This window comes from Enterobacter cloacae complex sp. GF14B, from assembly GCF_004136805.1.
Taxonomy (GTDB): domain Bacteria; phylum Pseudomonadota; class Gammaproteobacteria; order Enterobacterales; family Enterobacteriaceae; genus Enterobacter; species Enterobacter hormaechei_C.
Window position 1 is genome coordinate 44,298 of sequence record NZ_QFRV01000014.1, and the last position, 26,016, is coordinate 70,313.

Sequence of the window (26,016 nt, forward strand, 5' to 3'; positions counted from 1 at the left end):
GAACTGGATGGCGGAATATGGTGTTCAGACATGGGACGCATCAGGCAAGGTAAACAACTATGGCGTTAAGCCTGTCAGCGTTTGTGGCTATCTCCAGCTGGCCCAGAACCAGAAAACAGGCTCTTACACAGTAGCGCTTCCACCGGGTTGCAGGCTGACCTATTTTCAGAGCATGAACGGCGATCAGTTTGGTACGAGTCGGAGGAAGATCACCATTTCGGGGGGAACAGCAACAGTGTCAGCAGCAGGCGATACCGACTACTCAGCAGGGACTGAGCCTGCGGCAGCGGCTTATCTCATTTTCCAGATCGAGAGGGCATAAATGGCGGAGTATGGCGTTTTACTGACGACCACGAGCGGGGAAGTATGGGTGACCGCGAATAGCTCGCCAATCGCTCTACAGGCGCGAAAGACAGCGGCACTTCAGGGAACATCGGGGTTCAATACCAAAGTGACGCATACATTCCCCGCAGGTCAGCCCGTTGTCGCCTTCGTTCATTGTACGGTTGAGGTCGAAATCACTCAGACGATAAGCGGGAACACCATCACGATTGATTTTCTCAGACCGAATGCAACCGGCACAGCATACGTTTATTTTTTCTCTATTTTCCCACAGACAAAGCCAGACTACGGGCTGGCCGTGTGGGATGCTTCAGGGACGCTGATTTTAACAAACGAAACGCGCACGCTGAGCGATGTTGTCACCCTCGGTACCGCCGGGGTGGATGCCAGCTCAGGATACAACATCAATACAACTCTGGCGGGGAAGTGGGCCTGTATGCCTGCCATGCTGGGGCTAATTACCGGAGTTGTATCGGCCGGCGGTCAGCCGCAGCCCTACTCGGCCATATACAAGAGCATGGCAAAGCTTGAGGGAAGCAATACGCGAATATTCGCCAGGCCGCAGACAACCCCCGGCGGCAACCTTCAGAACGTCGCGTATTCGAATCTGAGGAACGTGATTATGGCCATTAACTGCGCCAATTATGATTGATCGTTTTTAGCGATCAATTTTGAATAATTGATCTATCAAATCAATTATATCCCATTGATTCATATTGTTATTGTGTAGCTTCATGAATGCCCTGGGATATAACCACTATGAAAAATATGATTCTTTGCCTGGCGGTAGCGGTATTGCTCTCCGGTTGCGCTGGCGTTATTGAGAAGCAGCAACCCGTATGCACCGGAACAGCCCTGGTCGGCGGACAGGAAAGCAGCGTCCAGATCTACGGAGTCCGTAAACAAAACAATCAGACGCAGTACCGCGCCGGTTATCCCTTTAACTGGTCATGGGTGAGCGCCAACACGTTCACCAGCACCACCTGCCACTAACCCATTCAGTTTTGAACAAACCCCGCTCCGGCGGGGTTTTTTATTGCCTGGAGAAAATATGATTTATACTACTGGCACTATCGCCATCAGCGGAAACACCCTTACAGGTACCGGCACAAACTTCACTGCTGCTGGTTCTCTTATTCGTAACGGCTGTACCGTTATTGCAATGACCAGCCCTGTGCAGGTATTTCAGATTACCACCATTGGCAGCGCGACAAGTCTCACCGTAACGCCAGCGGCTAACCCAGCAGTTCCCGCCGGAACCCGATTTGCCATTCTTCTGAGTGACAGTCTGAGCGTGGACGGTCTGGCGCAGGACATCGCTGAAACCTTCACAATGTACCAGCGCTATATGAGCGGGTTCGCTGATGTGATGAACGGGACATCTGATGTTACCATCACTATCAATGGCGTTGTCGTTAACGTACCGGGTCAAAAATCACTGGCGAAGAAAGGTGCAAACAGCGATATCACCAGTCTTTCCGGCCTGACAACAGCGCTCAGTATCAGCCAGGGCGGGACCGGGGCAAAGAATGCCGCTGACGCTCGCACAAACCTCAGTTTGGGAAGTAGCGCCACAAAGGACGTCGGAACGGCGACTGGAAACGTCATGCAGGTGGGGGCGTTTGGATTAGGTGGCGATACCCTGGCTGTCAGTGATACCTCCCTCCTTGCAACATTTCAGACCCTCACCGCCAGAGGTAGTTCTTTTGCGAGAACAGATACACCTCTCTATGTTATTCCTTCTTATTCTCCAGCGATTTTTATCAAAGCTCGCGATACATATGCGTTGCTATGTATCAATTATCGGAATGGAACTCTGTCTACAGTCACAACCACTCAGAGCGACATGGCGAATCAGCTCTTTCAGACTAATACAATTTACGGTACTTCAAATACCACGAAAGCCAGCGACGGAACGCTCAAGGCTGCATCTCCGATCGCCAGAATCGTAAAATCTCAGGAGGAGAACCAGCGAACCGATATTGATGAAGCTGGGTTCACATGGTGTGGATGTGGTACGGCGAACGCCGAGGCGGAGGGAATAACCCTTTCCCGCCTCGATGTAGGGGTCTACGTGCTCACCGGTTCGGCAGGCCTTGCGTCTGAGGGATGGCAGTTACTGCCGCCAATGGATCCTGGCGGCATGGGAGAACTGGGAATTGTTGAAGCAGAGCAAACTGAAAGCGGCGGACTGACTATCCGCCTGTTTAAGCGAAAATACATGCTGAGCGATGAAGGGGAGATCGTCAAAACAAAAGGGGCTCCTATGGATGTTCCGGCTAACAGCTGGATCGACGTACGCCTCGACATGCCAGAGGATAGCATCTGGAATACAAAAGCTTCTAAAGCTTCTCTGGAGCTGACAGAGCAGCCAGCAGTCATTCAGCCTTAAAAATTAATAGGCGAACCCAAATTGATCTGCATTCCATTTAAAACTACTGTATATAAAAACAGTTATAAAGGGAGTGCAGATTATGCCCCGAAATTCAGATATTCAAGCCGCCTTTATTGCGGCCATAGAGCTTAACCCAAAGGGCTACCGCTACCTGAGAACAGACCGCTTCATACAAAAGTTGCGTGCTTTTAACTGGCACTTTACCCGTGACGATGCTAATTCGTGGATAGAGCGGAACCAGCCTGGCTTCGCCGACAAGACGACAGACGGCAGCGACAACCGTTATTGGATCCTGCGCAACATGGGGAGAGTTCTCTAATGGGATTTCCTTCACCAGCAACAGACTACGTTGAGCGCCAACTTTCTCCATCCGTTCTGTGCAACATAGGGGCCGAAAGCAGGGTGCTTGAAACAGATGTTGGGTTCGCAGTCATTGAGCCAGCAACGAAAAAGACGCCTGGAGATGTGTTGTTAATTTTGTGCGACGGCCACACACAATTTGCAAAACTCATGGGCAAGGCGCTCATTACGGATGATGGCGAGGCAATAGAAGGAACCGCTCTGGAAGAGGTGGAAGTGTTGGGCAGAGTGACGTTCTTCATCAATCGTGCATTAGATGATGATTGCCCTGCAATATAGATAAAGTTCCCCATGCTTCACTGATGAATAACCAGCCATAAGCGGCTGGTTTTTTTGTGTGGTTTGGTCGGTACGAGAGAATTTTAACCTCCATACCATGATGGCATCCTAAAGCTCAAAGGAGGTTTTGCATAATCACTTCTTCAAAATCGCATTCCCCAAAATAAAATTTAAGTGAATGAAAAACATGGAGAAAAATGAGTATGAAAATGCAATAAAATCAGCCAGAAAAACATGGTTAACTGGCTGATTGATAACATTTAATTGGAAGTTGTAGAACTCTGCTTCTGGAACAGTTCCCGGAAGACCGGATAGATGTCATCCTGGTCACGAATGTGCTGCATCGCAAAGTTATCAAACATCGCTTGCAGATGCTCATACTCACGCCATAGCGTCTGGTGGGCGCGACGGGTAATTTCAATGTAGCTGTAGTAACGCACCACCGGCAGGATCTTCTTCGCCAGAATTTCATGACACAGCGGCGAGTCATCCGCCCAGTTATCGCCATCCGATGCCTGCGCGGCGTAGATGTTCCACTGCGCCGGATCGTAGCGCTCCTTCACTACCTCATCCATCAGCTTCAGGGCGCTCGACACGATGGTGCCACCGGTCTCCTGCGAGTAGAAGAACTCATGTTCATCCACCTCTTTCGCCTGAGTGTGATGGCGGATGTAGACCACCTCCACGTTCTTATACGTTCTGCTCAGGAACAGATAGAGCAGAATATAAAAACGCTTAGCCATATCCTTGGTGGCCTGATCCATTGAACCTGACACGTCCATCAGGCAGAACATCACCGCCTGGCTGGAAGGCTCAGGGCGTTTTTCGTAGTTCTTGTAGCGCAGGTCGAACGTGTCGATAAACGGCACCCGGTCAATCTTCGCCCGCAGTTCGGCAATCTCTTTTCGCAGGCGCTCCTCTTCCAGCAGTTGCGCCGGTTCCGTGTTTTCCACTACTTTCAGGCTGGTTTCCAGCTCGCGCAGTTCGCGCCGTTTGCCTGCCGTCATCGCCGTGCGTCGCGCCAGCGAGTTTTGCAGTGAACGCACCACGCTGATGTTGGCGGGCACCCCATTTGCGGTATAGCCCGCACGATGGGTTTTGTATTCGTTGAGCTGACGGTGCTGATTCTTTCTCAGATTCGGCAGGGCCAGATCCTCAAACAGCAGATCGAGATATTCGTCTTTTGAAATCTGGAAGACAAACTCATCCTGGCCTTCTCCGTCCTGGCTGGCTTGCCCCTGACCGCTGCCAGAACCGCCGCCTCCGCCTTGGGGTCGCTCGATTCTGTCATTCTGGACGAAGTGGTCATTACCTGGGTGTACACGATGGCGAAGGCCGCCACGCCCCTGATGAAACATCGGTTCGCTGATGTCATCGTTGGGGATGGAGACGGATTCGCCGCTGTCGACGTCGGTCACCGAGCGTTTGTTGATGGCCTCGGAGATCGACTGTTTAATTTGCGCTTTATAACGGCGCAAGAAGCGCTGGCGATTCACCGTGCTCTTGTTTTTGCCGTTAAGACGCCGGTCAATAAACCAGGTCATATATCCCCCGTACTGCATTTGCCAACTTGCAGCGTCCGTAAGTGCCGGACATTTTGTTGGCCCGGTAAGCGCGTTACCGGGCACTTGTTTTAAGACGATTTACGCACGCGCAGATACCATTCACAAAGCAGGCGGACCTGTTTGCGCGTATAGCCTTTTTCCATCATACGGTCGACAAAATCGTCGTGCTTTTTCTGCTCGTCGGTTGAGGTTTTGGCGTTGAACGAGATAACCGGCAACAGCTCTTCCGTGTTAGAGAACATTTTCTTCTCTATAACGGTGCGCAGTTTTTCGTAGCTGGTCCAGTTCGGATTGCGGCCGTTGTTATGCGCTCTGGCGCGCAGCACGAAGTTCACAATCTCGTTTCGGAAGTCTTTCGGGTTGCTGATCCCGGCTGGTTTCTCGATTTTTTCAAGTTCCGCGTTCAGGGATTCACGGTCAAACAGCTGGCCGGTATCCGGGTCGCGATACTCCTGATCCTGGATCCAGAAGTCAGCGTAAGTGACGTACCGGTCGAAGATGTTCTGGCCGTATTCGGAATAGGATTCCAGATAGGCGGTCTGGATCTCTTTGCCAATGAACTCGGCGTATTTCGGGATCAGGTAGCCTTTCAGGAACTCCAGGTAGCGTTCAGCCTGCTCCTGTGGGAACTGTTCACGTTCAATTTGCTGTTCCAGCACGTAGAACAGATGTACCGGGTTGGCGGCCACCTCCGCGTGGTCGAAGTTAAAGACGCGGGAGAGGATCTTAAACGCGAAACGCGTCGACAGACCGTTCATCCCTTCGTCGACCCCGGCGTAATCGCGGTATTCCTGGTACGATTTCGCTTTCGGGTCGGTATCCTTCAGGCTTTCGCCGTCATACACGCGCATTTTTGAGTAGATGCTGGAGTTTTCCGGCTCTTTCAGGCGCGACAGGATCGAGAAGCGCGACAGCGTTTCCAGCGTTCCCGGTGCGCAAGGGGCATGGACCAGCTCACTGTGGTTGAGCAGTTTTTCGTAAATCTTGATCTCCTCGGAGATCCGCAGGCAATAAGGCACTTTGACGATGTACACACGGTCAAGGAACGCCTCATTGTTTTTGTTGTTACGGAAGGTCACCCATTCAGATTCGTTAGAGTGGGCAAGGATAATCCCGTTAAACGGCAGGGCGGAAATACCTTCCGTCCCGTTGTAGTTCCCTTCCTGGGTGGCGGTCAGCAGCGGATGCAGCACTTTGATCGGTGCTTTAAACATCTCGACGAATTCCATAATCCCCTGGTTGGCACGGCACAGCGCACCGGAATAGCCGTAGGCATCCGGGTCGTTTTGCGCGTGATGCTCCAGCTTACGGATATCGACTTTACCCACCAGCGCCGAGATATCCTGGTTGTTCTCGTCACCGGGTTCTGTTTTGGCAATGGCGATCTGCTCGAGGATAGACGGCCACACTTTCACGACGCGGAATTTGGTGATGTCCCCGCCAAACTCGTGCAGACGTTTTGCCGCCCACGGCGACATGATCGTACCGAGATAGCGATGCGGAATGCCAAACTCTTTTTCCAGAATTTGCGCATCCTCTTGCGGATTAAACAGGCACAGCGGATGGTCATTGACCGGGCTGCGCTCGCCGTTGGCGCTCAGCACATAGATCGGCACGCGCTGCATCAGCGCTTTCAGCCGTTCAGCCAGGGAGGATTTACCCCCACCGACAGGACCCAGCAGGTAAAGGATCTGCTTCTTCTCTTCCAGCCCCTGAGCGGCATGCTTCAGGTAGGAGACGATCTGCTCAATGGCATCTTCCATGCCATAGAACTCTTCAAACGCCGGGTATCGGGCGACCACCCGATTCGAAAAGAGACGGGAAAGCCGTGGCTCCAGGGCAGTATCAACCATGTTTGGCTCACCAATAGCCATCAATAGCCGTTCTGCCGCATTGGCATAGGCACTGCGATCTTGCCGACAAATGGTAAGAAACTCCTGCAGTGTGAACTCTTCGTCCTTGGCAGCTTCGTAGCGCTGGCGATAGTGATCGAATATATTCATGGCATGCCGTCCTTTCGTTTTTTAGCACAGGATAAGAGCCGTTCGTATGAGTAGTGGAGGCTCCCGGAAGAGAATTTTTCGCACCTCACTGCCAGAGCAGCAACCTGTGTGCCAGGTCGAAGGCTATGAACCGCAGGGTGTTCAGCAAAACCTCTTCTTAAATTAAAGCGTAGATGGCAATTGCAAAACTTGCATACGGATAAAATCTACTTTCAATGACATATCAATAACTCATCCAAAAATTTCCACTGCGGTTATAAGCGAAAAGCGGGTTTTTCATTTATCGGTCACATAAATGAAAGCGGGATGTCATCTGAAAAATGAAAAATAACGGGTTAATCAAACGGATTAGTGCGCAAAAAATTTTGGGATGTACGGGAATGGCGGTTACACTTCACCCGCTGATTATTTGACTACAGGAAAGAATGGATTGTGACCAAACTCAAACTTCTGGCATTGGGCATCCTTGCCGCTACCGCAGCGAGCACCGTACAGGCTGAGAGCCAGTGGACTGTTGGCGCGGGTGCTGGCGTGATTAACAGCCCGTACAAGCAGTATGACCGCGACGTTTATCCTGTCCCCGTTGTCACCTATGAAGGCGATAACTTCTGGTTCCGTGGGTTGGGCGGCGGCTACTATCTGTGGAACGATACGGCCGATAAGCTCTCCATCATGGCCTATTACGACCCAACGCACTTTAAACCAGGCGACAGCGACAGCAATGCGCTTCGTCAACTGGACAAACGCAGAAGCTCACTGATGGCGGGGCTTTCTTACGTCCATAATACCGAGTATGGCTTCCTGCGCACTGCGCTGGCGGGCGATACCCTGGACAACAGCAACGGCTTCATCTGGGATCTGGCGTGGCTTTACCGCTATACCAACGGCGCAGTGACGCTGACGCCGGGTATCGGTGTGCAGTACAGCAGCGAAAATTACAACGACTACTACTATGGCGTGTCTAAAGCGGAGTCTCGCCGCAGTGGTTTGAATAGCTACAGCGCGGATGATGGCTGGGACCCGTACCTGGAACTCACCGCATCGTATAACTTCCTCGGTGACTGGAATGTGTACGGTACTGGCCGTTACATTCGTCTGAGCGATGAAGTGAAAGACAGCCCGATGGTCGACAAGTCCTGGTCTGGCATCTTCTCTGTAGGTGTGACCTACAAGTTCTGACCAGAACGTAATGCATTAAAACGGGGCGCTTGCGCCCCGTTTGTTTTTTATGATGCCTGAACAATATTAGCGCTTCACAATCTTGATCGTCTGGCCTAAGCGGGACGGTTTTTCTTCGCTGGTTTTCTGCGGCGCGGTCACGCACGCGGTTTCCACGCAGACGAAGGTCTTGTAACCGTCATCCGGGATATCCGCCATGCTGACGGAAAGGGCAGGGCCCGGGTTCCAGCCCACTACGTTGCTGTGGTGGTGATGAACCACATCAATACCGCGGTTCAGCGCGCTGTCGTGGATGACGCTACAGGCTTCCGGGTGCAGGTATACGCGGTCGGTACGATCCGGGAAAGTCTGCACGCCGTCGTCCAGCTTGCCTTCTTTCGCGTTATCCACTTTGTCGATAAAGGTATCGCCAAGTCCGCTCACCTTAACGGCCTGAATGTCGCCTACGTTGAAATAGGTGTGCAGGGCGGACGTAGTTTCGAATTCGCCGTGCGCTTCCAGTTCAATCTCGCAGGTTTTACCCAGCTTGAAGCGGGCATACAGGGTGAATTCATGTGGCCACAGGGCGCGCGTTTCATCATTCGCCTGGAGCTCAAAGGTCAACACCGCGCCGTTTTCATCTTCGTTGTGGGCTTTCAGCGTCCACTGCTGGTTACGGGCGAAACCGTGAGACGGTAATCCCTGCTGCGCTGACGGGCCAAACCATGGCCAGCAAATCGGTACGCCGCCGCGGATCGCCGCCCCTCTTTTGAACGAGGTGGCCTCGCTCAGCCACAGGCCTTCTTCTTCACCTTCTGGTTTCCAGGAGAGCAGGTGGGCGCCGTTGAGCGCGACGGAGGCTTTAACGCGCGGATGATCAACGACGATGATATCGGCACCGTCAATCTGACGGCGGGAGAGCACAGGGGTAAGTTGTTCGACTACCGGAAGTGCAAAAATTTTATTAATCATTAAGCAATCCTCTGTCTAAAAACAATAAAAAAGGCGACCGAAGTCGCCTTTTAGGATCAAGCACTCATCTCAACTTATTTGGAGATGTGAGCGATCAGGTCCAGTACTTTGTTAGAGTAGCCAGTTTCGTTGTCGTACCAGGAAACCAGTTTCACGAAGTTGTCGTTCAGTGCGATACCTGCTTTAGCATCGAACACGGAAGTGCACACTTCGCCGTTGAAATCGGTAGATACAACGTCGTCTTCGGTGTAACCCAGAACGCCTTTCATTGGGCCTTCGGAAGCAGCTTTGATTGCTTTCTTAATTTCTTCATAAGAAGCAGCTTTTTCCAGACGAACGGTCAGGTCAACAACGGATACGTTAGGAGTTGGAACGCGGAACGCCATACCAGTCAGTTTGCCATTCAGTTCTGGCAGTACTTTACCTACTGCTTTAGCAGCACCGGTAGAAGATGGGATGATGTTCTGAGCCGCGCCACGGCCGCCGCGCCAGTCTTTGTGAGACGGGCCATCAACGGTTTTCTGAGTAGCGGTGGTTGCGTGAACGGTAGTCATCAGACCTTCGATGATGCCGAAGTTGTCGTTGATAACTTTAGCCAGCGGTGCCAGGCAGTTGGTGGTGCAGGATGCGTTGGAAACGATGTCCTGGCCAGCGTAAGTTTCGAAGTTTGCACCGCGAACGAACATTGGGGTGTTGTCTTTGGAAGGACCAGTCAGAACAACTTTCTTCGCACCCGCAGTGATGTGTTTACGTGCAGTTTCGTCGGTCAGGAAGATACCGGTAGCTTCAGCTACAACGTCAACACCGATTTCGTTCCATTTCAGGTTAGCTGGGTCTTTCTCAGCAGTAACGCGGATGGTTTTGCCGTTAACAACCAGGTGGCCGTCTTTCACTTCAACGGTGCCGTCGAAACGACCGTGAGTTGAGTCGTACTTCAGCATGTACGCCATGTATTCAGCGTCCAGGAGATCGTTGATACCAACGATTTCGATGTCAGAACGTTTCTGAGCAGCACGGAAAACAATACGGCCGATACGGCCAAAACCGTTGATACCTACTTTGATAGTCATATATTCCACCAGCTATTTGTTAGTGAATAAAAGGTTGCCTGTAAAATTACAAAAACCTTACGCAGCGTCAAGCGGAATCGTGTCAATCATTGCGACAAATCAATCCTGTGACTAACGTTTGTGCGACTGACTCGCCTCACTTTCCCTTTGAGCTAGCAACCATATGGGGGCTGCGCCCGGAATTTTAAAGGCCTCGCAGGATTAAAATGTGAAATTGATCACAATTGCCTGACCGCCTTTTCGCGACACATAAGTTTAGAACAAAAGTGCACGCGCGGGTGTTAATGTTTTGTTAGAATCTGGGTTAAAAGATGTCTGTTTCAACAGCGAGATGTAAGCATATGTCGAACCAACGTAACCCCGACGATTTGAAAAAAAACCTTACAGAGATGCAGTTTTACGTGACGCAAAATCACGGCACAGAACCGCCGTTTTCCGGGCGTTTGCTGCACAATAAACGGGAAGGCGTCTACCACTGCCTGGTGTGTGATGCACCGCTGTTTAACTCCCAGACGAAGTACGATTCTGGCTGCGGCTGGCCGAGTTTTTACGAGCCTGTCAGCGATGATGCGATCCGCTACCTGACGGACACCTCGCACGGCATGGTGCGCACCGAAATTCGTTGCGGGAACTGCGACGCCCATCTCGGGCATGTCTTCCCGGATGGCCCGCAGCCGACGGGGGAGCGTTTCTGCGTAAATTCGGCTTCCATGAGCTTTACCGATGATGAAAACGGCGACCAGACCAAGGGTTGAAAAAACGATTCAGCAAATTATTCCTTTGAAAGGGAGAGATCATGAATATTGATGACATGATTGCAGGTATGACCCCGGAGGTTTATCAGCGTCTGGTGACGGCCGTTGAGTTGGGAAAATGGCCGGACGGTGTGGCGCTCACACCTGAGCAAAAAGAGAACAGCTTGCAGCTGGTGATGCTGTGGCAGGCGCGTCACAATACCGACGCCCAGCACATGACCATCGACACTAACGGTCAGATGGTGATGAAAAGCAAGCGCGAGTTGAAAGAAGACTTCGGCATCACGCCGAAGCCGATTGCGACGATGAAAATGCAATAACGGTGCGGGTTTATGCCCTCACCCAACCCTCTCCCAAAGGGAGAGGGCTTGATTGTCTTACTACTGATGCGGGATCCCAAGCGACTCCGCCAGCTGTTTCGCGAGCTGGTTTTCGTCGTCAGCCCCATACTCCCAGAACATGGCGCCGGCAAGTCCTTTCTCCTTGATGTAATCCGCTTTGATCGCCACGGAGCGCGGGTTCTCATAGGAAATCGCAAACAGCGCCTTCCCGTCGGCGGATTTCACCGACAGCCACGGCACCTTCGCCTGTTCGTCCCAGTGCTCGGTAAAGCGTTTTTGCGGATCGTTCAGCAGCTTGCGGACGATATCGTTGTATTTCACATAGGTATCTTTGGTCAGATCATAGCCAAGCGATTTGAACAGGCTCAGTTCCTGCGGCCCGAAGTAGGGCTGCGTCACCGGATTGTTTTGCGCGTCTGGTTTGCTCCAGTCGATCCCTGGCTCTACGGCACGTTTCGGCACGCGCCCATAGAAACCAATTCCGAGATTCATCCGCTGCGGCTTCAGCCCGGCGGCCAGATAGTTATTCACCACAAACTCGACGCTGTATTTGTCTGCGGCAGCTACCGTTGGCCAGTCGCTGGAGTCATACAGATTCGCGTTAAAATACTGAGTACCGTACGCCATGTCGTAGGTCATCAGGTTGATGTAATCGAGCAGGGGGGCAATAGCTTTCACATCCACCCAGCTTTTCGGACTTTCCGCATTCGCGCCCACCGCAATCGTGACCAGCTTTTTCTTACCAAACGCGTCACGCATCTCTTTTAACAGCGCGGTGAAATTATCCCGGTCGGCAGGGGTGCTTTCGACAAGTCCCCACGCGCCGTTGACCGGATATTCCCAGTCCAGGTCGATCCCGTCCAGGCCGTATTGACTGACGATCTCCTGCGCGGAGCGAATAAACACCGCGCGACTCTCTTTGGTTGCCGCTGCGCCAGAAAAACCACGCGCCCCCCAGCCGCCAACGGAAAGCAGGACTTTCAGGTTCGGGTTTTGTTTACGAAGCTGAGGAAGTAACGCCAGATCGGATGCCACCTTAGGTGATAACCAGATTTGATGCAGTTTTGCCGGATCTTTCAGCGCGGCGTTGGTTTCGTCTTTCTCGTTGTTATAGACCAGACCAAACGAGTAGTTGAGGTGGGTGATCTGGCGGACGTCGAGTTTATGAATATCGCCACCCGGTCCGGCGGTAACATCGCCACCCCCATTGAAGTAGCCCACGGACATCAGGGGCGCGGCGGAAGCCAGTGACGCGCAAAGCAAGGGTAATGCTGCCAGCAAGGGCAAACGTTTCATATAAGTTCCTCTTTGACTGAATAAAAATAACCACGCCACAGAAAAGGCGTGGCGAAAAAACAGCCTGAAGAGAATAGCATCGCCGTTTCGCTTGTGATGCGAGGGAGTTCACTTTATGGGGATTGGGGAAGAAATGCCGGGTGGCGCTGACGCTTACCCGGCCTACAAAACCAGAGAAAGTAGGCCGGGTAAGGCTAAGCCGTCACCCGGCTAAAAAGCTTACGCCTGCGTCTCCATCCAGTCAGCCAGCGTATACAGCGTTGCGCCTTCTGCTGCCATATCCATAAACGCCTGAGCGCTGTCCTGCGGCTGAATATTTACCCCGCGACAACCGTCGGTGATGACATTCACGGTATAGCCCAACTGGAGCGCATCCAGCACGGTGAACTTCACGCAGTAATCCGTCGCCAGGCCCAGCACAATCAGCTCGGTGATCTCATGGTGGCGCAACCACGCGTCCAGCGCCGTCTTCTGACGATGACCGTTATCAAAGAACGCGCTGTAGCTGTCGATGGTTGGGTTTTCACCTTTGTGGAACACCGCGTCGATGGCCTTCTGGTTCAGCAGCGGATGCAGCTCAGCGCCTTCCGTCTGCTGCATGCAGTGATCGGGCCAGAAGGTTTGCGCCAGCCCGTCCAGTTCGCCCTGGCTGAAAGGCTCAACGTTGTGCTGGCTGGCAAAGCTGCCGTGGTTTGCCGGATGCCAGTCCTGACTCGCCACCACCGCTTCACCACGAGCTTTACACCACGCAATCAGCGAATTCGCGACGTCTACGGTGCTGTCGCCTTCCGCGACGGCCAGCGCACCACCCGCACAGAAATCATTTTGCAAATCGACCAGTAACAGGGCGCGTTGCTTCATGGGATCTCCTTATTCGTCCGGCGTCAGTTCACCGCGCAGGTTTTGCATCATGGCGCGGCGAATGGAATCAATATCCAGATCCTGACTCAGTAAATAGTGAAGTTTAGTCAGTGTTGCCTCAACGGTCATATCGAAACCACTTATCACGCCTGCGTGAGCCAGAGCATTACCGGTGGCGTAGCCGCCCATATTGACCTTGCCGGACATACACTGGGTGAGGTTGACCACCACAATCCCGCGATCGCTCGCCTCCTGAAGCTCCTTAAGGAACTCACCGTTCTGCGGGGCGTTACCCACACCATAGGAGCGCAGGATCAGCGCCTTCACCGGCTGGCGCAGAAAGTTGCGCACCACGTCGGCGGAAATACCCGGGTAAATCGTCACCACGCCAATCGGCTGCGGGGTAATGGGGTGAACGATCAGCTCGCCTGCGGTATTTGGCGCGGGCGGCGTGCCCAGACGACGGATATGGATCCCCGCTTCCAGCAGCGGTTGCAGGTTAGGTGAGGCAAAAGCGTCAAAGCCATCGGCGTGCGCTTTAGTGGTACGGTTCCCGCGGTACAGTCGGTTGTTGAAGAACAGCGTTACCTCGTTGATCGGGTAATTAGCGGCCACGTACAGGGAGTTAAGCAGGTTGATCTGCCCGTCTGAACGCAGTTCCGCCAGCGGGATCTGCGAACCGGTCACGATGACGGGCTTGCTCAGGTTCTCCAGCATGAAGGAGAGCGCCGAGGCGGTGAACGCCATGGTGTCGGTACCGTGAAGGATCACGAAGCCGTCGTACTGGTCGTAATGGGCTTTAATATCATCCGCAATATGCTGCCAGTCTTCCGGCGTCATGTCGGAGGAGTCCATCAGCGGCTCATATTCGTGGATGGTAAAGTCCGGCATTTCCGGACGGTGAAATTCAGGCATCAGCGCCAGCTGGCGCTGCAAGTGGCCGGAAACCGGGATATAGCCATTTTCTGAGCGCTGCATACCGATGGTACCGCCGGTATAGGCGACATATATTGATTTCTTCTGCATGGTAATGAGTTCTTGTTCTTCAAAAGAAAAAATCCCCTCTTCACGGGAAGAGGGGACGGTTTTTAACGCACGTTCGCGCAGGTCAGGCAAAACGCGTAACGGCTCTGTGGATCATTAAAGGCTGCGAGCTTGTCGCTCTCCGCTTTCATGGCTTTCGCCGCGGTCGCCACCGGCGCCGGCAGATAAGCCTGAAGCGCGTCCGGCAGCATGGCACGGACGGAGCCGGACATGCTGTCCATGACCATATCGAAGAACGTCGGTTCGTCCTGATAATAGTCCACGTGCCACTGCTTGAGCTTCGCCAGCTCCGCCGCTTTCTTCACGGCGTCGTCGAAATCACCCAGGCTGTCTACCAGACCGTTGCTCTTCGCATCCTGGCCGGTCCAGACGTGGCCCTGCGCGATCTGGTCAATCTGGTCTGGCGTCTTTTTACGGGAGTCCGCAACCAGCGTGATGAAACGTTTATAGCCACTCTCAATGCTGAGCTGCATCATCTCAGACACCTCAGGCGGCAGGGATTTGGTAACGGACACGTCTGCCAGCGGCGAGGTGGAAACGCCGTCGGTGTGGACGCCGAGATAATCCAGGCTGTTCTCAACGGTGTTGATCACACCGAAGATGCCAATCGAGCCGGTCAGCGTGCTTGGGTTAGCCACGATGTAGTTGGCTGGCGTCGAGATCCAGTACCCCCCGGAAGCCGCCATGCCGCCCATCGAGACCACTACCGGCTTGCCTGCGGCGCGCGCGGCGGCCAGTTCAGCACGGATCACTTCAGAGGCGCTGACGCTGCCGCCAGGGCTGTTCACCCGCAGGACAATTGCCTTCACTTTCGGATCCAGGCGCGCATCGCGGATCTGCGACGCGGTGGTGTCTCCGCCGACGTTCCCCGGCGTTTCTTCCCCGTCCATAATGGCCCCGTTAGCAAACACCACGGCGATGCTGTCACCGCTGTCGTCCGATTTTTTCGCGGCGTAGTCATACATGCTGATGGCGCTGTAGTTTTTGTCCTCTTTACTCCAGCCGAACTGTTTGGTCAGCGCTTTTTCAATTTCAGCGCTGGAACCCAGCTGATCGACCAGTTTGTTATCAAGCGCGTATTTCGCTGTATCGCCGTCCACCTTGCGCAGGCCGTCCAGCACGCCGCGCGCGCCCGGAAAGACCTGCTCAGCGGTAATCTGACGGTTAGCGGCAATGGTGCCGAGGTAGTTCTGCCACAGCTCGCCAATCCAGCGGCTGTCCGCTTCACGAGCGGCAGGGGACATATCATCGCGGATAAACGGCTCCACGGCGGATTTATAGGTCCCGACGCGGAAGACGTGGGTAGTGACCTTCAGCTTGTCGAGTAGCGATTTGTAGTACAGACCGTTAGTGGCGAAGCCATGCAGATCGACCGTGCCCTGTGGCGAAAGCCAGATCTTATTGGCAAAGCTCGCCAGATAATATTGCCCCTGGGTGTAGCTGTCGCCAATGGCAATAACCGGTTTACCGCTGTCGCGAAATTCGCGCAGCGCTTTACCGATGTACTGCATTGACGGCTGATCGGCGCCGGCAAAATCTTTCAGGTCCAACACGATACCGGTAATGTTACGATCGTCTTTGGCCTGACGGATGGTGTCGACAATATCAAACAAGGAGTTTTCCTGGAGACGGTCTGACGTTGCGCCGAACAGCTGGCGGCCAATCACGCCCAGACGGTTGCTGGTCGATGGCTTATCAACAATCACCCCGGTGATATCGAGTAACAGTGCGCCGCGCGTCGAATGCTGCGACTGGTTTGCGTTGCTGATATGCATCCAGATACCAGCGCATACCAGGACCAGAAAGATGAAAAAGATGTTCATCACCAGGTTGCGGACGAAGTTGAGCAGTCGCCACGTCCATTTAAAGAAACCGGCAAAGATTCGCCAAAGGGTTCGCATGTATTCTCCCTAACCAGAAAAGGACTGTTTCCGTCGCCACGGGACGGTAATGTGCGGTTATCGTAATGACCCAACCGCCACTTGTCAGCAGGAATCGCCTGCCACGCTGTAACAAATTCTGCTGTCGTGTTAATTTTGTGAGTAAATTTCATGAAAGGAGTTAACCAATGGACGCACTTGAACTGCTTGTTAACCGTCGTAGCGCTTCCCGCCTGGCCGAACCGGCACCCGTCGGCGAGCAGCTGGAAAACATTCTGCGTGCCGGAATGCGTGCGCCGGACCATGGCACATTGCAGCCGTGGCACTTCTTTATTATTGAAGGCGAAGGGCGCGGCCGCTTCAGCCAGCTGCTGGAGCAGGGGGCTGTTGCCGCAGGCCAGGATGAGAAGGGGATTGATAAAGCCCGCAACGCGCCATTCCGTGCGCCGATGATCATCGCGGTAGTCGCAAAATGCCAGGCCGATCATAAAGTGCCGGTCTGGGAGCAGGAGATGTCTGCCGGTTGCGCGGTAATGGCAATGCAAATGGCCGCCGTCGCGCAGGGCTTCAATGGCATCTGGCGCACCGGACCGCTGACCGAAAGTTCGGTCGTGCGTGATGGCTTTGCCTGTGGCGAGCACGATAAAATTGTCGGCTTCCTCTATCTCGGCACCCCGCAGCTTAAAGCCTCCAGCACCATCAGCGTGCCGGACACCACGCCTTTCGTCAGCCGTTTTTAATTACCCGCGCTAAACTGTCTGGATTCTGAGCATCCGCCGCAGAATTCAGACAGTCATACTTACCTCTTTATGGAATGAGCGCTACCATAGCGCGATTGAGATGACAGGAGACGTCCATGAGCGAGCAAACCATTCGTTTAACGCAATACAGCCACGGAGCCGGTTGCGGTTGTAAAATTTCCCCGAAAGTGCTGGAGACCATCCTGCACAGTGAGCAGGCGAAGTTTGTCGACCCGAACCTGCTTGTCGGTAAGGAAACGCGTGACGATGCAGCGGTTTATGACTTAGGTAACGGCACCAGCATTATCAGCACCACTGACTTTTTTATGCCGATTGTCGACAACCCATTCGACTTCGGACGCATTGCGGCCACCAACGCCATCAGCGATATCTTTGCGATGGGCGGTAAACCGATCATGGCGATCGCCATTCTGGGCTGGCCGATTAACACCCTGCCGCCGGAAATTGCCCGCGACGTGATTGAAGGCGGACGCTTTGCCTGCCAGCAGGCGGGTATTGCCCTGGCCGGTGGACACTCTATCGATGCGCCGGAGCCGATCTTCGGCCTGGCCGTCACCGGCGTGGTGCCCACCGAACGCGTGAAGCGCAACAGCACGGCGCAACCGGGCTGCAAACTGTTCCTCACCAAGCCGCTGGGCATTGGCGTACTGACCACTGCCGAGAAGAAATCCCTGCTGAAGCCCGAGCATATCGGTCTGGCAACGGAAGTGATGTGTCAGATGAACCTCGCCGGTGCGGCATTCGCTAATATCGACGGCGTGAAGGCCATGACCGACGTGACCGGATTTGGTCTGCTGGGGCACCTCTCTGAAGTCTGTCAGGGCGCAGGCGTGCAGGCGCAGGTCTGGTATCAGGATGTGCCGAAACTGCCGGGCGTGGAAGAGTACATTGCTCAGGGCGCGGTGCCGGGCGGGACGCAGCGCAACTTCGCCAGCTACGGCCATTTAATGGGCGAAATGCCGGAAGCATGGCGTAACCTGCTGTGCGATCCGCAAACCTCCGGCGGTCTGCTGCTGGCGGTGACGCCGGAAGCTGAAGCTGACGTTCAGGCGACGGCTGCCGAGTTTGGCATCACCCTGACGGCCATCGGTGAGCTGGTGACCGCCCGCGGTGGTCGCCCGATGATTGAGATCCGTTAATTCGATGCGGTTGTTTATTGCCGAAAAACCGAGTCTGGCGCGTGCCATCGCCGATGTGCTGCCCAAGCCGCATCGCAAAGGTGATGGCTTTATCGAATGCGGTAACGGACAGGTGGTCACCTGGTGTATCGGGCACCTGCTTGAACAGGCGCAGCCGGATGTCTACGACAGCCGCTACGCCCGCTGGAATCTCAACGATCTGCCAATTGTGCCGGAAAAGTGGCGTCTGCAACCGCGTCCTTCCGTCACCAAACAGCTCAACGTCATTAAGCGCTTCCTGCATGAGGCGACGGAAGTGGTCCACGCGGGTGACCCGGACAGGGAAGGGCAACTGCTGGTCGATGAAGTGCTGGACTACCTGGAGCTGGCGCCGGAAAAGCGTCAGCAGGTGCAGCGCTGCCTTATCAACGACCTCAATCCGCAGGCGGTGGAGCGCGCGATCTCGCGCCTGCGCGCCAACAGCGAATTTATTCCCCTGTGTGTCTCCGCGCTGGCGCGTGCCCGCGCGGACTGGCTGTACGGGATCAACATGACCCGCGCCTACACCATCCTGGGACGCAATGCGGGCTATCAGGGCGTACTCTCTGTAGGGCGTGTTCAAACCCCGGTGCTGGGGCTGGTGGTGCGTCGCGACGAAGAGATCGAAAATTTCGTCGCCAAAGACTTCTTCGAAGTCAAAGCGCATATCGTCACGCCGAAAGACGAACGCTTTACCGCCGTCTGGCAGCCGAGCGATGCCTGTGAGTCATATCAGGACGAAGAGGGACGGCTGCTACATCGTCCGCTGGCGGAGCACGTGGTTAACCGCATTACCGGCCAGCCCGCGATCGTTACCAGCTATAACGACAAACGGGAATCAGAGCCCGCACCACTGCCGTTCTCCCTTTCGGCGTTGCAGATCGAGGCCGCGAAAAAGTTTGGCCTGAGCGCGCAGAACGTGCTCGATATCTGCCAAAAGCTCTATGAAACCCACAAGCTGATCACCTATCCGCGTTCGGACAGCCGCTATCTGCCGGAGGAACACTTCGCCGGACGCCACTCGGTGATGAACGCCATTGGTGTCCATGCGCCGGATCTGTTGCCGCAACCGGCGGTAAACCCGGATACCCATAACCGCTGCTGGGACGATAAAAAAGTCGATGCCCACCACGCGATAATCCCGACGGCGCGCACCAGCAACGTCAACCTGACCGACAACGAAGCAAAAGTCTATAACCTGATCGCGCGTCAGTATCTGATGCAGTTCTGCCCGGACGCGGTTTTCCGCAAGTGCGTTATTGAGCTGGAAATTGCCAAAGGCAAATTTATCGCCAAAGCGCGTTTCCTCGCGGAAGCGGGCTGGCGCACGCTGCTCGGCAACAAAGAGCGTGACGAAGAGAACGATGGCACGCCGCTGCCGGTCGTGGCCAAAGGCGACGAACTGCTGTGCGAGAAGGGGGAGGTGGTTGAACGACAGACCCAGCCGCCGCGCCACTTCACCGATGCGACGCTGCTTTCGGCCATGACCGGGATCGCCCGTTTTGTGCAGGATAAAGATCTGAAGAAGATCCTGCGCGCCACCGACGGTCTGGGTACGGAAGCAACCCGCGCGGGGATCATCGAGCTGCTCTTTAAGCGCGGTTTTCTTGAGAAAAAGGGGCGCTATATCCATTCGACCGAGCCGGGGCGCGCGCTGATTCATTCCCTGCCGGAGCTGGCCGCCAGGCCGGACATGACCGCGCACTGGGAATCGGTGCTGACGCAGATCAGCGAGAAGCAGTGCCGCTATCAGGACTTTATGCAGCCGCTGGTGGGGACGCTTTACCAGCTGATCGATCAGGCGCGCAGCACGCCGGTGAAGCGCTTCAGAGGGATGGTTGCACCAGGCGCGGGTGCGAAGAAACCGTTTAAAAAGAAGAAAAGCGCGGCCTGATACGCCCGGTTTTCACCCTCTCCCTATGGGTGAGGGCCGGGGTGAGGGCACCCGGCCGCACGATATAAACCTTAAATCACACCCTGCCCAATCATCGCATCCGCCACCTTCACGAACCCGGCGATATTCGCCCCGCGCACGTAGTTGGTCTGAGACGCCTCGCCGCCATACTCCACGCAGGCGTGATGAATATCGAGCATGATGTGGTGCAGGCGGGCATCCACTTTCTCAGCCTTCCAGCTCATTCTCGCGGCGTTTTGCGCCATTTCCAGACCGGATGTTGCCACGCCGCCAGCGTTCGCCGCCTTGCCTGGTGCAAAGAGTACGCCCGCGTCCAGGAACAGATCGGTCGCTTCAATGGTGGTGGGCATATTTGCCCCTTCCGCTACCGCTTTCACGCCATTGCTAATCAGCGTCCGGGCGGCATCCACGTCCAGTTCGTTTTGCGTCGCGCATGGCAGGGCGATATCCACCGGCACGCCCCACGGCTGTTTACCTTCCAGATAGGTCAGGCCAAACTCACGGGCATAATCCGCTACTCGACCGTCACGGCTGGCTTTGATTTCGCACAGACGCGCCAGTTTTTCTGCCGTAAAGCCAGCTTCATCCACTACGGTGCCGCTGGAGTCGGAGGCGGTAACCACGCGCGCGCCAAACGCCATCGCTTTCTCGATAGCGTACTGCGCCACGTTGCCGGAGCCGGAGACCGCCACGCGCATCCCCTCGAAGCTCAGCCCGTGACGCTTAAGCATCGCTTCAGTGAAATAGACCAGACCGTAACCCGTCGCTTCCGGGCGAATCAGGCTACCGCCAAACGACAGACCTTTGCCGGTAAAGACGCAGGCGCTGTTGTTGGAGAGCTTTTTCATCATCCCGGCCATAAAGCCCACTTCACGCCCCCCCACGCCGATATCTCCGGCGGGAACGTCGGTGTCGGGCCCAAGGTGGCGATAGAGTTCAGTGACCAGCGCCTGGCAGAAGCGCATCACTTCGCCTTCGCTCTTGCCTTTCGGATCGAAATCACTCCCGCCTTTACCGCCGCCCATCGGCAGGGTAGTGAGCGCATTTTTAAAGGTCTGCTCGAAGCCGAGGAACTTCAGAATCGACAGGTTCACCGAAGGATGGAAGCGCATCCCGCCCTTAAACGGCCCAATGGCGGAGTTAAACTGCACGCGCCATGCGCGGTTGACCTGCACCTGATTGCGATCGTCCACCCACGCCACGCGGAACTGGATGACGCGCTCTGGCTCTACCAGACGTTCAAGCAGCGCCATCTGGCGGTAGCGCGGATTTTCCTCAAGGAAGGGCCACAGGGTGGTCATGACTTCACGAACGGCCTGGGCAAACTCGCTTTGATGCGGGTCGCGCTGCTGAACATGGGCAAGAAAGCTTTCCAGAGAGCGTGTCTGATCCATAGATATAAGAACCTCTTATAATAATTTATGCGTGTGGCGGAGATGTTTTGTGTCGTTTTTTTGACTATACCACCCGCACCGCTTTGAGAGGCAAGCAGAAATTTATGCTGCAAGGGAAATTAATGACAGGGCGCGCGTCATAACTAAAAGCGATGACGAGATACATTAAAGATCCCGTCCGGATCGACCGTTATAGATATAAACGATGCAAAGGAAACAAAGTCTATGAACCGTTACGCAATGGCCGCGTTATGTTTGATGGTGTCCGCCGGGGCACAGGCTGATCGCATTCGCCCGGATGTCGAGGTTAACGTGCCGCCAGAGGTCTTTAGCGCTGGCGGCCAGCGTGCGCAGCCGTGTAATCAGTGCTGTATCTATCAGGATCAAAACTATTCCGAAGGCGCAGTGGTCAGGGCGGATGGCGTGCTGTTGCAGTGCCAGCGTGATGAACGCACCCTCAGTACAAACCCGCTGGTCTGGCGTCGCGTAAAAGAATAAACGCTTCCAGCAGCGGTATATCCGCCGGGGCTAAATCATACGTGAACGCGTCTTCTGGCGTACACCATACCAGCGCCGAGTGATAATGCGCCTTCAGCTCACCGCTAAATTCAGGCACATGCCAGGCGTGGAGGTGAATCAGCCGCTGCGACACCTCCCGCTGGTGGCTTGCCACATACTGCGCGGGCACGGCCTCAATGCCGAGCTCTTCGCGCAGTTCGCGGATCAGCGCTTCCGGCTGGGTCTCACCGGCTTCAACCTTCCCGCCCGCAAATTCCCACATTCCTGGCTGATCGGCATGTTCGGGACGCTGCGCCAGCAAAATCTTGCCCTCATTTTCGAGGATGGCCGCAACCACATCGAGTGTTTTCAGCATGTTCGTCAATAATTAATAGCGAAAAACGACATATTATCGTGCCCTTCCAAAGAGTCCAGTCATCAGGAGAATCAGGTGAAAGAGATATCCGCCTGGGTTGCGCCCATGGAAACCCTTCCTGTCAGCCTTAGCCCCATCGCCGCCATGCAGAAAAAACACTTCGGCGCGGTGCTGAACCCCACTCGCTGGTGGGGTCGTATGCCGCGTCTTTTCTGGCTGGTGGCGCTGTTTGTCGGCTATCTGGAGCGGCGCAAGGCGCGTTTGACCCCGGTTCTGCGATCGCTACTAATGACGCGGGTCTCGCAGATCTGCCACTGCGCATTTTGTATTGATGCCAACAGCCTGCGTCTGGCCGAGCGGAGCGGGGCGCTGGATAAAGTGCAGGCCATCAGCGACTGGCAAAATTCCACCCTGTTCAGCGAAGAGGAGCGCGCGGCGCTGGCCTATGCGGAAGCGGTCACCGCCACGCCGCCTGAGGTGGATGAAAATATCAAAAGCCTGCTGAAGCGCCACTTTACGGAAGAGACCATCACCGAAATGACGGCTCTGATTGCCTTTCAGAATCTTTCCGCCCGCTTTAACGCCGCGCTGGATATCCCGACTCAGGGGCTGTGCGCCACGTTTAAAGGTAAACCACATGCTGGATAAACATCTGCACCCCCGGCTGAAACCCGGATTAAATCAGCTGGCCGCCGCGCTGGATAAACCGTTTATCACGCCTGATGGCTTAACGCTCGCCGGGTTTGCGATTGGCATGCTGGCGTTACCTTTTCTGGCGCTGGGCTGGTATCCGGCGGCGCTGATCGCCATTGTGCTGAACCGGCTGCTGGATGGTCTGGACGGCGCGCTGGCGCGTCGCCGTGGCCTGACGGACGCGGGAGGATTTCTTGATATCGCCCTCGACTTCCTGTTTTACGCCCTGGTGCCGTTTGGTTTTGCGCTGGCCGCTCCGGCTGATAATGCGATCGCCGCCGCCTGGCTGCTGTTCGCGTTTATGGGGACGGGCAGCAGTTTTCTGGCCTTTGCCGCGCTGGCGGGGAAGCATGATATCGACAACCCCGGCTATGCGCACAAGTCGCTTTATTACATTGGAGGATTAACGGAAGGAACAGAGACCATCGCGCTGTTTGTGCTGTGCAGCCTGTTTCCGGCGCATTTCGCGCTCTTTGCATGGGTGTTTGGCGCGTTGTGCTGGCTGACCACCACAACGCGCATCTGGAGCGGTTATATCACGCTGAAGTCACTTCCCCGCTAGCGTGCGCTCTCCGGTCCGCGCTCCCCGGTGGAGACCGGGTTCTGCGGATGGCTGCTCCATTCGTACCAGCCGCCGTCGTAGACGGCAACGTTCTGCCAGCCCATGGCGCGGGCGTACATAAAGGCTTCAGACGCGCGCCAGCCGGTACCACAGTAAAACGCAACGTGCTGCTCCGGCAGGATATTCCACGTTTTCCACATGGCGGCAATATCATCGGCGCTGCGCATGGTGCCATCCGGATTGTGGAAATCTTCCATGTGGGTCGCGTCGCTGCCCGCATGGCCCCAACGCGCACCGGCAATTTCACCTTTTGGCTTGATATAGCTGTAGCCGCTGGTTTCACCGATAAACTCTGGCCAGGAACGAATGCTCACCAGCGACGCGTCCTGACGGTGCAGCATTCCCCGGGCCTGCTCCATATCCACCATCAGCCGCGGCTGGCCCGGGATCGGCGCGCCAAAATCAGGGGCTGGCTTCACGTTTGCAGGCGTTCCGCGCTCAACGGGCAGGCTGGCGTCGGACCACGCCTTCCAGCCGCCATCCAGAATCCGCACATCCTTCACGCCCGCGTAGAGCATGATCTGCGCCACGCGCGCGGCGGCATACACGTCGCGACCATACAGAATGACGGTGGTATCGTGACGGATCCCGTGCTTCGCCAGCATCGCTTTCAGCTCTTCGTCAGAGACCTTATTCCACAGCGGTTCGCTTTCCACTTCATTGGTGTCGATATAGCCCGCGCCGGGAATGTGGCTCAGGAGATAAAGCTTCGGCGCACCCCAGCCAGCCTCGATCACCTTCCACTCTCCGGCTGGAGCGGCGGTAACGGGTTTGCCCTGCTGCAACTGGTGGATCCACTGCGGATAAACCAGCTGTTCGAAATGCGCCAGACGTTGCAGACGGTCGGATTGTTGCAGGGCATTGCTCAGGGTGGAGACGTGGGTAAAGCCCGCTTTCTCCAGCCGTGTTTTGACGGTCTGGTTGTCATTATCGTTGCCATAGAGCGCAACCGGCATGTCTGGCGTAAGCCGATGTTGTTTTGCCCAGCCGCTGAGCTGTTCATCGCTCATTGCCCCAAGCCAGCTGGCAGAGAGATTAAGCGCGGCGGGTTCATGCCCGGACGTTCCGCTCAGGGTCTGCGGCCAGCCGTTAAAGAACGCACTGACGCGCGTATCAATTACCGCGCCGTTTTGCGCCTGGAGCTGGTCCAGCGTGAGGGAGTGGGGCATATCAGCCGCCGTGGAGGAGAGTGAGGCGAGGCCGCAGATCAGGGCCAGCGCGGTCAGTTGAGAAACACGTTTCATCGAAAAACCTGACGTCATTAAAAGAGGGGGGCATTGTCGTCTCTCCTGAAGCCAAAAACATTGCGTTAGCACATTATTGCCAGCGAGAAATCTCAATCACCTCGCCGCCGGGCGGAATATCGTCCTCATCATGCGTGACCAGCACCACCGGGATCCTGCGCTGGCGAGTGACCTCGAATACCCACGCCCGGAATGAGGCGCGCAGCGTTTTATCCAGTCGACTGAACGGCTCGTCGAGCAGCAATGCCTGCGGCTGGGCGAGAAGGGCGCGCAACAGGCTGACCCTGGCGCGCTCGCCGCCGGAAAGGGTCGCCGGATCGCTGGTGTAGTGGTTTGCCAGCCCGGCAGTCTCCAGGGCCTGCTCGACCGCGTTGCGGCGGGCGCGCCCGACGATGTGCGCCGGCAGCGCCAGCATCAGGTTTTGCCCCACGCTGAAGGCGTCAAACAGCAGGGCATCCTGAAACAGAATGCCGATCCCGCGCGTTTCCACGGGGAGCATATCGCAGCGACGATCGTTCAGCCACAGCTCGCCGTGCGCCTTAAAATCAGCGGATAACGCACCCACCATCCAGGCGAAAAGGGTCGATTTCCCACTCCCGGAGGGCCCCATCAGCGTGACGATCTCCCCCGCCGGGACGCGGAAGTTGACCTCATGTAAGAGCGGCGCAATGGTGAGATTTTTCACGGTCAGCATTAACGTAATCCTTGTCTGTGACGGCCCACGAGCCGGGAGAGCAGCGTGGCAAGGGCAAATACGCTGCTGGTCAACAACAACAGACCCAGCGCCCGGCTGGCGAGGATCGGAATGCTGCCGCCGCTGCTGAGGGCGACCGCCTCCGTCGTCAGGGTGGTGAAACGTCCCGCCCCCAGCCAGAGGGTAGGCATGTACTGGGCCATGCTCACGGAAAAGCCGGTGGCAAAGGCCAGCAGGGCCGGACGAACCATCAATGGGCATTTCACTAGCCAGAAAATTTTCGCCCGCCGCCAGCCCAGCGTTCTGGCGGTGAGGATAAGCCGGGGATCGAGCCGGCGCCA

28 protein-coding genes are annotated in these 26,016 nt (G+C 55.5%); 15 read left to right on the plus strand and 13 right to left on the minus strand.

Features of this window, described 5'->3' with window-relative positions; genetic code table 11:
- Nucleotides 1–7: 7 nt before the first annotated feature.
- The 6 genes from DD606_RS07475 to DD606_RS07500 all read left to right on the plus strand — a co-directional run bounded on the left by DD606_RS07475 (nt 8) and on the right by DD606_RS07500 (nt 3,376).
- Entirely contained in the window at nt 8–322 is a 315-nt protein-coding gene (locus tag DD606_RS07475) for a hypothetical protein (RefSeq protein ID WP_017382568.1), read from the plus strand.
- Entirely contained in the window at nt 323–994 is a 672-nt protein-coding gene (locus DD606_RS07480) for a hypothetical protein (protein WP_006809145.1), read from the plus strand.
- A 107-nt stretch (nt 995–1,101) separates the two neighbouring features.
- A complete protein-coding gene (locus DD606_RS07485) occupies nt 1,102–1,335 on the plus strand; it encodes a hypothetical protein (protein ID WP_017382566.1) in 234 nt (77 codons plus the stop codon).
- 58 nt (nt 1,336–1,393) lie between these two features.
- Complete coding sequence (locus DD606_RS07490; protein WP_129258470.1) at nt 1,394–2,734, plus strand: phage tail protein; 1,341 nt, start codon at nt 1,394–1,396, stop codon at nt 2,732–2,734.
- An 82-nt stretch (nt 2,735–2,816) separates the two neighbouring features.
- The gene (locus tag DD606_RS07495; protein WP_129258471.1) at nt 2,817–3,056 is read left to right on the plus strand and encodes a hypothetical protein; all 240 of its coding nucleotides are present in this window, start codon (nt 2,817–2,819) and stop codon (nt 3,054–3,056) included.
- Nucleotides 3,056–3,376, plus strand: a complete 321-nt coding sequence (locus DD606_RS07500; protein ID WP_129258473.1) for a hypothetical protein — start codon at nt 3,056–3,058, stop codon at nt 3,374–3,376. Before DD606_RS07495 ends, DD606_RS07500 begins: the two co-directional genes overlap by 1 nt.
- A gap of 260 nt (nt 3,377–3,636) precedes the next feature.
- Here the strand turns inward: DD606_RS07500 and DD606_RS07505 are convergent, their stop codons facing one another.
- Both DD606_RS07505 and yeaG read right to left on the minus strand, forming a co-directional pair.
- Nucleotides 3,637–4,920 carry a YeaH/YhbH family protein gene (locus DD606_RS07505; RefSeq protein WP_023299884.1) on the minus strand — a complete coding sequence of 428 codons (1,284 nt, stop codon included), beginning with the start codon at nt 4,918–4,920 and terminating at the stop codon, nt 3,637–3,639.
- A gap of 89 nt (nt 4,921–5,009) precedes the next feature.
- Nucleotides 5,010–6,944 carry a protein kinase YeaG gene (yeaG, locus tag DD606_RS07510; RefSeq protein ID WP_006809140.1) on the minus strand — a complete coding sequence of 645 codons (1,935 nt, stop codon included), beginning with the start codon at nt 6,942–6,944 and terminating at the stop codon, nt 5,010–5,012.
- Between the two features lie 432 nt (nt 6,945–7,376).
- Between yeaG and DD606_RS07515 the strand changes: the two genes are divergently transcribed.
- A complete protein-coding gene (locus DD606_RS07515; RefSeq protein WP_022650867.1) occupies nt 7,377–8,123 on the plus strand; it encodes a MipA/OmpV family protein in 747 nt (248 codons plus the stop codon).
- A 66-nt stretch (nt 8,124–8,189) separates the two neighbouring features.
- Here the strand turns inward: DD606_RS07515 and DD606_RS07520 are convergent, their stop codons facing one another.
- Nucleotides 8,190–9,074: a D-hexose-6-phosphate mutarotase gene (locus tag DD606_RS07520; RefSeq protein WP_023324474.1), complete on the minus strand. Its 885-nt coding sequence runs from the start codon at nt 9,072–9,074 to the stop codon at nt 8,190–8,192.
- 74 nt (nt 9,075–9,148) lie between these two features.
- Nucleotides 9,149–10,144, minus strand: a complete 996-nt coding sequence (gene gapA, locus DD606_RS07525) for a glyceraldehyde-3-phosphate dehydrogenase (protein WP_006809136.1) — start codon at nt 10,142–10,144, stop codon at nt 9,149–9,151.
- Nucleotides 10,145–10,485: 341 nt separating this feature from the next.
- Here gapA and msrB point away from each other — a divergent pair, with 341 nt between their 5' ends.
- Both msrB and DD606_RS07535 read left to right on the plus strand, forming a co-directional pair.
- Nucleotides 10,486–10,899: a peptide-methionine (R)-S-oxide reductase MsrB gene (gene msrB, locus DD606_RS07530; protein ID WP_003857865.1), complete on the plus strand. Its 414-nt coding sequence runs from the start codon at nt 10,486–10,488 to the stop codon at nt 10,897–10,899.
- 41 nt (nt 10,900–10,940) lie between these two features.
- The gene (locus DD606_RS07535) at nt 10,941–11,219 is read left to right on the plus strand and encodes a YeaC family protein (RefSeq protein ID WP_003857863.1); all 279 of its coding nucleotides are present in this window, start codon (nt 10,941–10,943) and stop codon (nt 11,217–11,219) included.
- Nucleotides 11,220–11,279: 60 nt separating this feature from the next.
- Here DD606_RS07535 and DD606_RS07540 read toward each other — a convergent pair whose 3' ends face one another.
- The 4 genes from DD606_RS07540 to sppA form a co-directional block, all read right to left on the minus strand.
- Nucleotides 11,280–12,536 (minus strand): glycoside hydrolase family 18 protein, encoded by a 1,257-nt coding sequence (locus tag DD606_RS07540; RefSeq protein ID WP_129258475.1) that lies wholly within the window; start codon nt 12,534–12,536, stop codon nt 11,280–11,282.
- Between the two features lie 219 nt (nt 12,537–12,755).
- A complete protein-coding gene (gene pncA / locus DD606_RS07545; protein ID WP_045346459.1) occupies nt 12,756–13,397 on the minus strand; it encodes a bifunctional nicotinamidase/pyrazinamidase in 642 nt (213 codons plus the stop codon).
- Between the two features lie 9 nt (nt 13,398–13,406).
- Nucleotides 13,407–14,423 carry an asparaginase gene (gene ansA / locus DD606_RS07550; RefSeq protein WP_023303507.1) on the minus strand — a complete coding sequence of 339 codons (1,017 nt, stop codon included), beginning with the start codon at nt 14,421–14,423 and terminating at the stop codon, nt 13,407–13,409.
- 62 nt (nt 14,424–14,485) lie between these two features.
- Complete coding sequence (sppA, locus tag DD606_RS07555) at nt 14,486–16,342, minus strand: signal peptide peptidase SppA (RefSeq protein ID WP_045346458.1); 1,857 nt, start codon at nt 16,340–16,342, stop codon at nt 14,486–14,488.
- Between the two features lie 167 nt (nt 16,343–16,509).
- Between sppA and DD606_RS07560 the strand changes: the two genes are divergently transcribed.
- The 3 genes from DD606_RS07560 (at nt 16,510) to DD606_RS07570 (ending at nt 20,133) form a co-directional block, all read left to right on the plus strand.
- A complete protein-coding gene (locus DD606_RS07560) occupies nt 16,510–17,061 on the plus strand; it encodes an NAD(P)H nitroreductase (RefSeq protein WP_023324479.1) in 552 nt (183 codons plus the stop codon).
- Between the two features lie 116 nt (nt 17,062–17,177).
- Entirely contained in the window at nt 17,178–18,221 is a 1,044-nt protein-coding gene (gene selD, locus DD606_RS07565; RefSeq protein WP_129258477.1) for a selenide, water dikinase SelD, read from the plus strand.
- Between the two features lie 4 nt (nt 18,222–18,225).
- The gene (locus DD606_RS07570) at nt 18,226–20,133 is read left to right on the plus strand and encodes a DNA topoisomerase III (protein WP_023324481.1); all 1,908 of its coding nucleotides are present in this window, start codon (nt 18,226–18,228) and stop codon (nt 20,131–20,133) included.
- 71 nt (nt 20,134–20,204) lie between these two features.
- On the opposite strand, the gene gdhA is transcribed toward DD606_RS07570, so the two are convergent.
- A complete protein-coding gene (gdhA, locus tag DD606_RS07575) occupies nt 20,205–21,548 on the minus strand; it encodes an NADP-specific glutamate dehydrogenase (protein WP_023315910.1) in 1,344 nt (447 codons plus the stop codon).
- 225 nt (nt 21,549–21,773) lie between these two features.
- On the opposite strand from gdhA, the gene DD606_RS07580 reads away from it, so the two are divergent.
- A complete protein-coding gene (locus tag DD606_RS07580; RefSeq protein WP_003857857.1) occupies nt 21,774–22,046 on the plus strand; it encodes a YnjH family protein in 273 nt (90 codons plus the stop codon).
- On the opposite strand, the gene DD606_RS07585 is transcribed toward DD606_RS07580, so the two are convergent.
- On the minus strand, nt 22,006–22,422 hold the full coding sequence (locus DD606_RS07585; protein ID WP_045346455.1) for a pyrimidine (deoxy)nucleoside triphosphate diphosphatase: 417 nt from the start codon (nt 22,420–22,422) through the stop codon (nt 22,006–22,008). The two genes, DD606_RS07580 and DD606_RS07585, sit on opposite strands and share 41 nt — an antisense overlap.
- Before the next feature lie 75 nt (nt 22,423–22,497).
- On the opposite strand from DD606_RS07585, the gene DD606_RS07590 reads away from it, so the two are divergent.
- Both DD606_RS07590 and DD606_RS07595 read left to right on the plus strand, forming a co-directional pair.
- Entirely contained in the window at nt 22,498–23,070 is a 573-nt protein-coding gene (locus DD606_RS07590) for a carboxymuconolactone decarboxylase family protein (RefSeq protein ID WP_032658147.1), read from the plus strand.
- Nucleotides 23,060–23,677: a CDP-alcohol phosphatidyltransferase family protein gene (locus DD606_RS07595; RefSeq protein ID WP_045346454.1), complete on the plus strand. Its 618-nt coding sequence runs from the start codon at nt 23,060–23,062 to the stop codon at nt 23,675–23,677. The genes DD606_RS07590 and DD606_RS07595 overlap by 11 nt, the downstream gene beginning before the upstream one ends.
- Here the strand turns inward: DD606_RS07595 and DD606_RS07600 are convergent.
- The 3 genes from DD606_RS07600 to DD606_RS07610 form a co-directional block, all read right to left on the minus strand.
- Nucleotides 23,674–24,981 (minus strand): sulfurtransferase, encoded by a 1,308-nt coding sequence (locus DD606_RS07600; RefSeq protein ID WP_061856413.1) that lies wholly within the window; start codon nt 24,979–24,981, stop codon nt 23,674–23,676. The two genes, DD606_RS07595 and DD606_RS07600, sit on opposite strands and share 4 nt — an antisense overlap.
- Nucleotides 24,982–25,054: 73 nt before the next feature.
- A complete protein-coding gene (locus tag DD606_RS07605) occupies nt 25,055–25,675 on the minus strand; it encodes an ATP-binding cassette domain-containing protein (RefSeq protein WP_022650881.1) in 621 nt (206 codons plus the stop codon).
- Nucleotides 25,675–26,016: ABC transporter permease subunit (locus tag DD606_RS07610; protein WP_129258479.1), on the minus strand; the 342-nt coding region annotated here is incomplete at its 5' end. The genes DD606_RS07610 and DD606_RS07605, both read right to left, overlap by 1 nt.

What these genes read in the sequence shown, in the direction of transcription:
- DD606_RS07585 (WP_045346455.1), bottom strand. Translation starts at nt 22,422, where the DNA reads ATGCTGAAAACACTCGATGTGGTTGCGGCCATCCTCGAAAATGAGGGC.
- DD606_RS07500 (WP_129258473.1), top strand. Translation starts at nt 3,056, where the DNA reads ATGGGATTTCCTTCACCAGCAACAGACTACGTTGAGCGCCAACTTTCT.
- msrB (WP_003857865.1), top strand. Translation starts at nt 10,486, where the DNA reads ATGTCGAACCAACGTAACCCCGACGATTTGAAAAAAAACCTTACAGAG.
- DD606_RS07595 (WP_045346454.1), top strand. Translation starts at nt 23,060, where the DNA reads ATGCTGGATAAACATCTGCACCCCCGGCTGAAACCCGGATTAAATCAG.
- DD606_RS07485 (WP_017382566.1), top strand. Translation starts at nt 1,102, where the DNA reads ATGAAAAATATGATTCTTTGCCTGGCGGTAGCGGTATTGCTCTCCGGT.
- yeaG (WP_006809140.1), bottom strand. Translation starts at nt 6,944, where the DNA reads ATGAATATATTCGATCACTATCGCCAGCGCTACGAAGCTGCCAAGGAC.
- DD606_RS07600 (WP_061856413.1), bottom strand. Translation starts at nt 24,981, where the DNA reads ATGAAACGTGTTTCTCAACTGACCGCGCTGGCCCTGATCTGCGGCCTC.
- DD606_RS07475 (WP_017382568.1), top strand. Translation starts at nt 8, where the DNA reads ATGGCGGAATATGGTGTTCAGACATGGGACGCATCAGGCAAGGTAAAC.
- DD606_RS07490 (WP_129258470.1), top strand. Translation starts at nt 1,394, where the DNA reads ATGATTTATACTACTGGCACTATCGCCATCAGCGGAAACACCCTTACA.
- DD606_RS07605 (WP_022650881.1), bottom strand. Translation starts at nt 25,675, where the DNA reads ATGCTGACCGTGAAAAATCTCACCATTGCGCCGCTCTTACATGAGGTC.
- DD606_RS07560 (WP_023324479.1), top strand. Translation starts at nt 16,510, where the DNA reads ATGGACGCACTTGAACTGCTTGTTAACCGTCGTAGCGCTTCCCGCCTG.
- gdhA (WP_023315910.1), bottom strand. Translation starts at nt 21,548, where the DNA reads ATGGATCAGACACGCTCTCTGGAAAGCTTTCTTGCCCATGTTCAGCAG.
- gapA (WP_006809136.1), bottom strand. Translation starts at nt 10,144, where the DNA reads ATGACTATCAAAGTAGGTATCAACGGTTTTGGCCGTATCGGCCGTATT.
- DD606_RS07570 (WP_023324481.1), top strand. Translation starts at nt 18,226, where the DNA reads ATGCGGTTGTTTATTGCCGAAAAACCGAGTCTGGCGCGTGCCATCGCC.
- DD606_RS07535 (WP_003857863.1), top strand. Translation starts at nt 10,941, where the DNA reads ATGAATATTGATGACATGATTGCAGGTATGACCCCGGAGGTTTATCAG.
- DD606_RS07480 (WP_006809145.1), top strand. Translation starts at nt 323, where the DNA reads ATGGCGGAGTATGGCGTTTTACTGACGACCACGAGCGGGGAAGTATGG.
- ansA (WP_023303507.1), bottom strand. Translation starts at nt 14,423, where the DNA reads ATGCAGAAGAAATCAATATATGTCGCCTATACCGGCGGTACCATCGGT.
- DD606_RS07495 (WP_129258471.1), top strand. Translation starts at nt 2,817, where the DNA reads ATGCCCCGAAATTCAGATATTCAAGCCGCCTTTATTGCGGCCATAGAG.
- DD606_RS07580 (WP_003857857.1), top strand. Translation starts at nt 21,774, where the DNA reads ATGAACCGTTACGCAATGGCCGCGTTATGTTTGATGGTGTCCGCCGGG.
- DD606_RS07520 (WP_023324474.1), bottom strand. Translation starts at nt 9,074, where the DNA reads ATGATTAATAAAATTTTTGCACTTCCGGTAGTCGAACAACTTACCCCT.
- DD606_RS07505 (WP_023299884.1), bottom strand. Translation starts at nt 4,920, where the DNA reads ATGACCTGGTTTATTGACCGGCGTCTTAACGGCAAAAACAAGAGCACG.
- sppA (WP_045346458.1), bottom strand. Translation starts at nt 16,342, where the DNA reads ATGCGAACCCTTTGGCGAATCTTTGCCGGTTTCTTTAAATGGACGTGG.
- selD (WP_129258477.1), top strand. Translation starts at nt 17,178, where the DNA reads ATGAGCGAGCAAACCATTCGTTTAACGCAATACAGCCACGGAGCCGGT.
- DD606_RS07540 (WP_129258475.1), bottom strand. Translation starts at nt 12,536, where the DNA reads ATGAAACGTTTGCCCTTGCTGGCAGCATTACCCTTGCTTTGCGCGTCA.
- pncA (WP_045346459.1), bottom strand. Translation starts at nt 13,397, where the DNA reads ATGAAGCAACGCGCCCTGTTACTGGTCGATTTGCAAAATGATTTCTGT.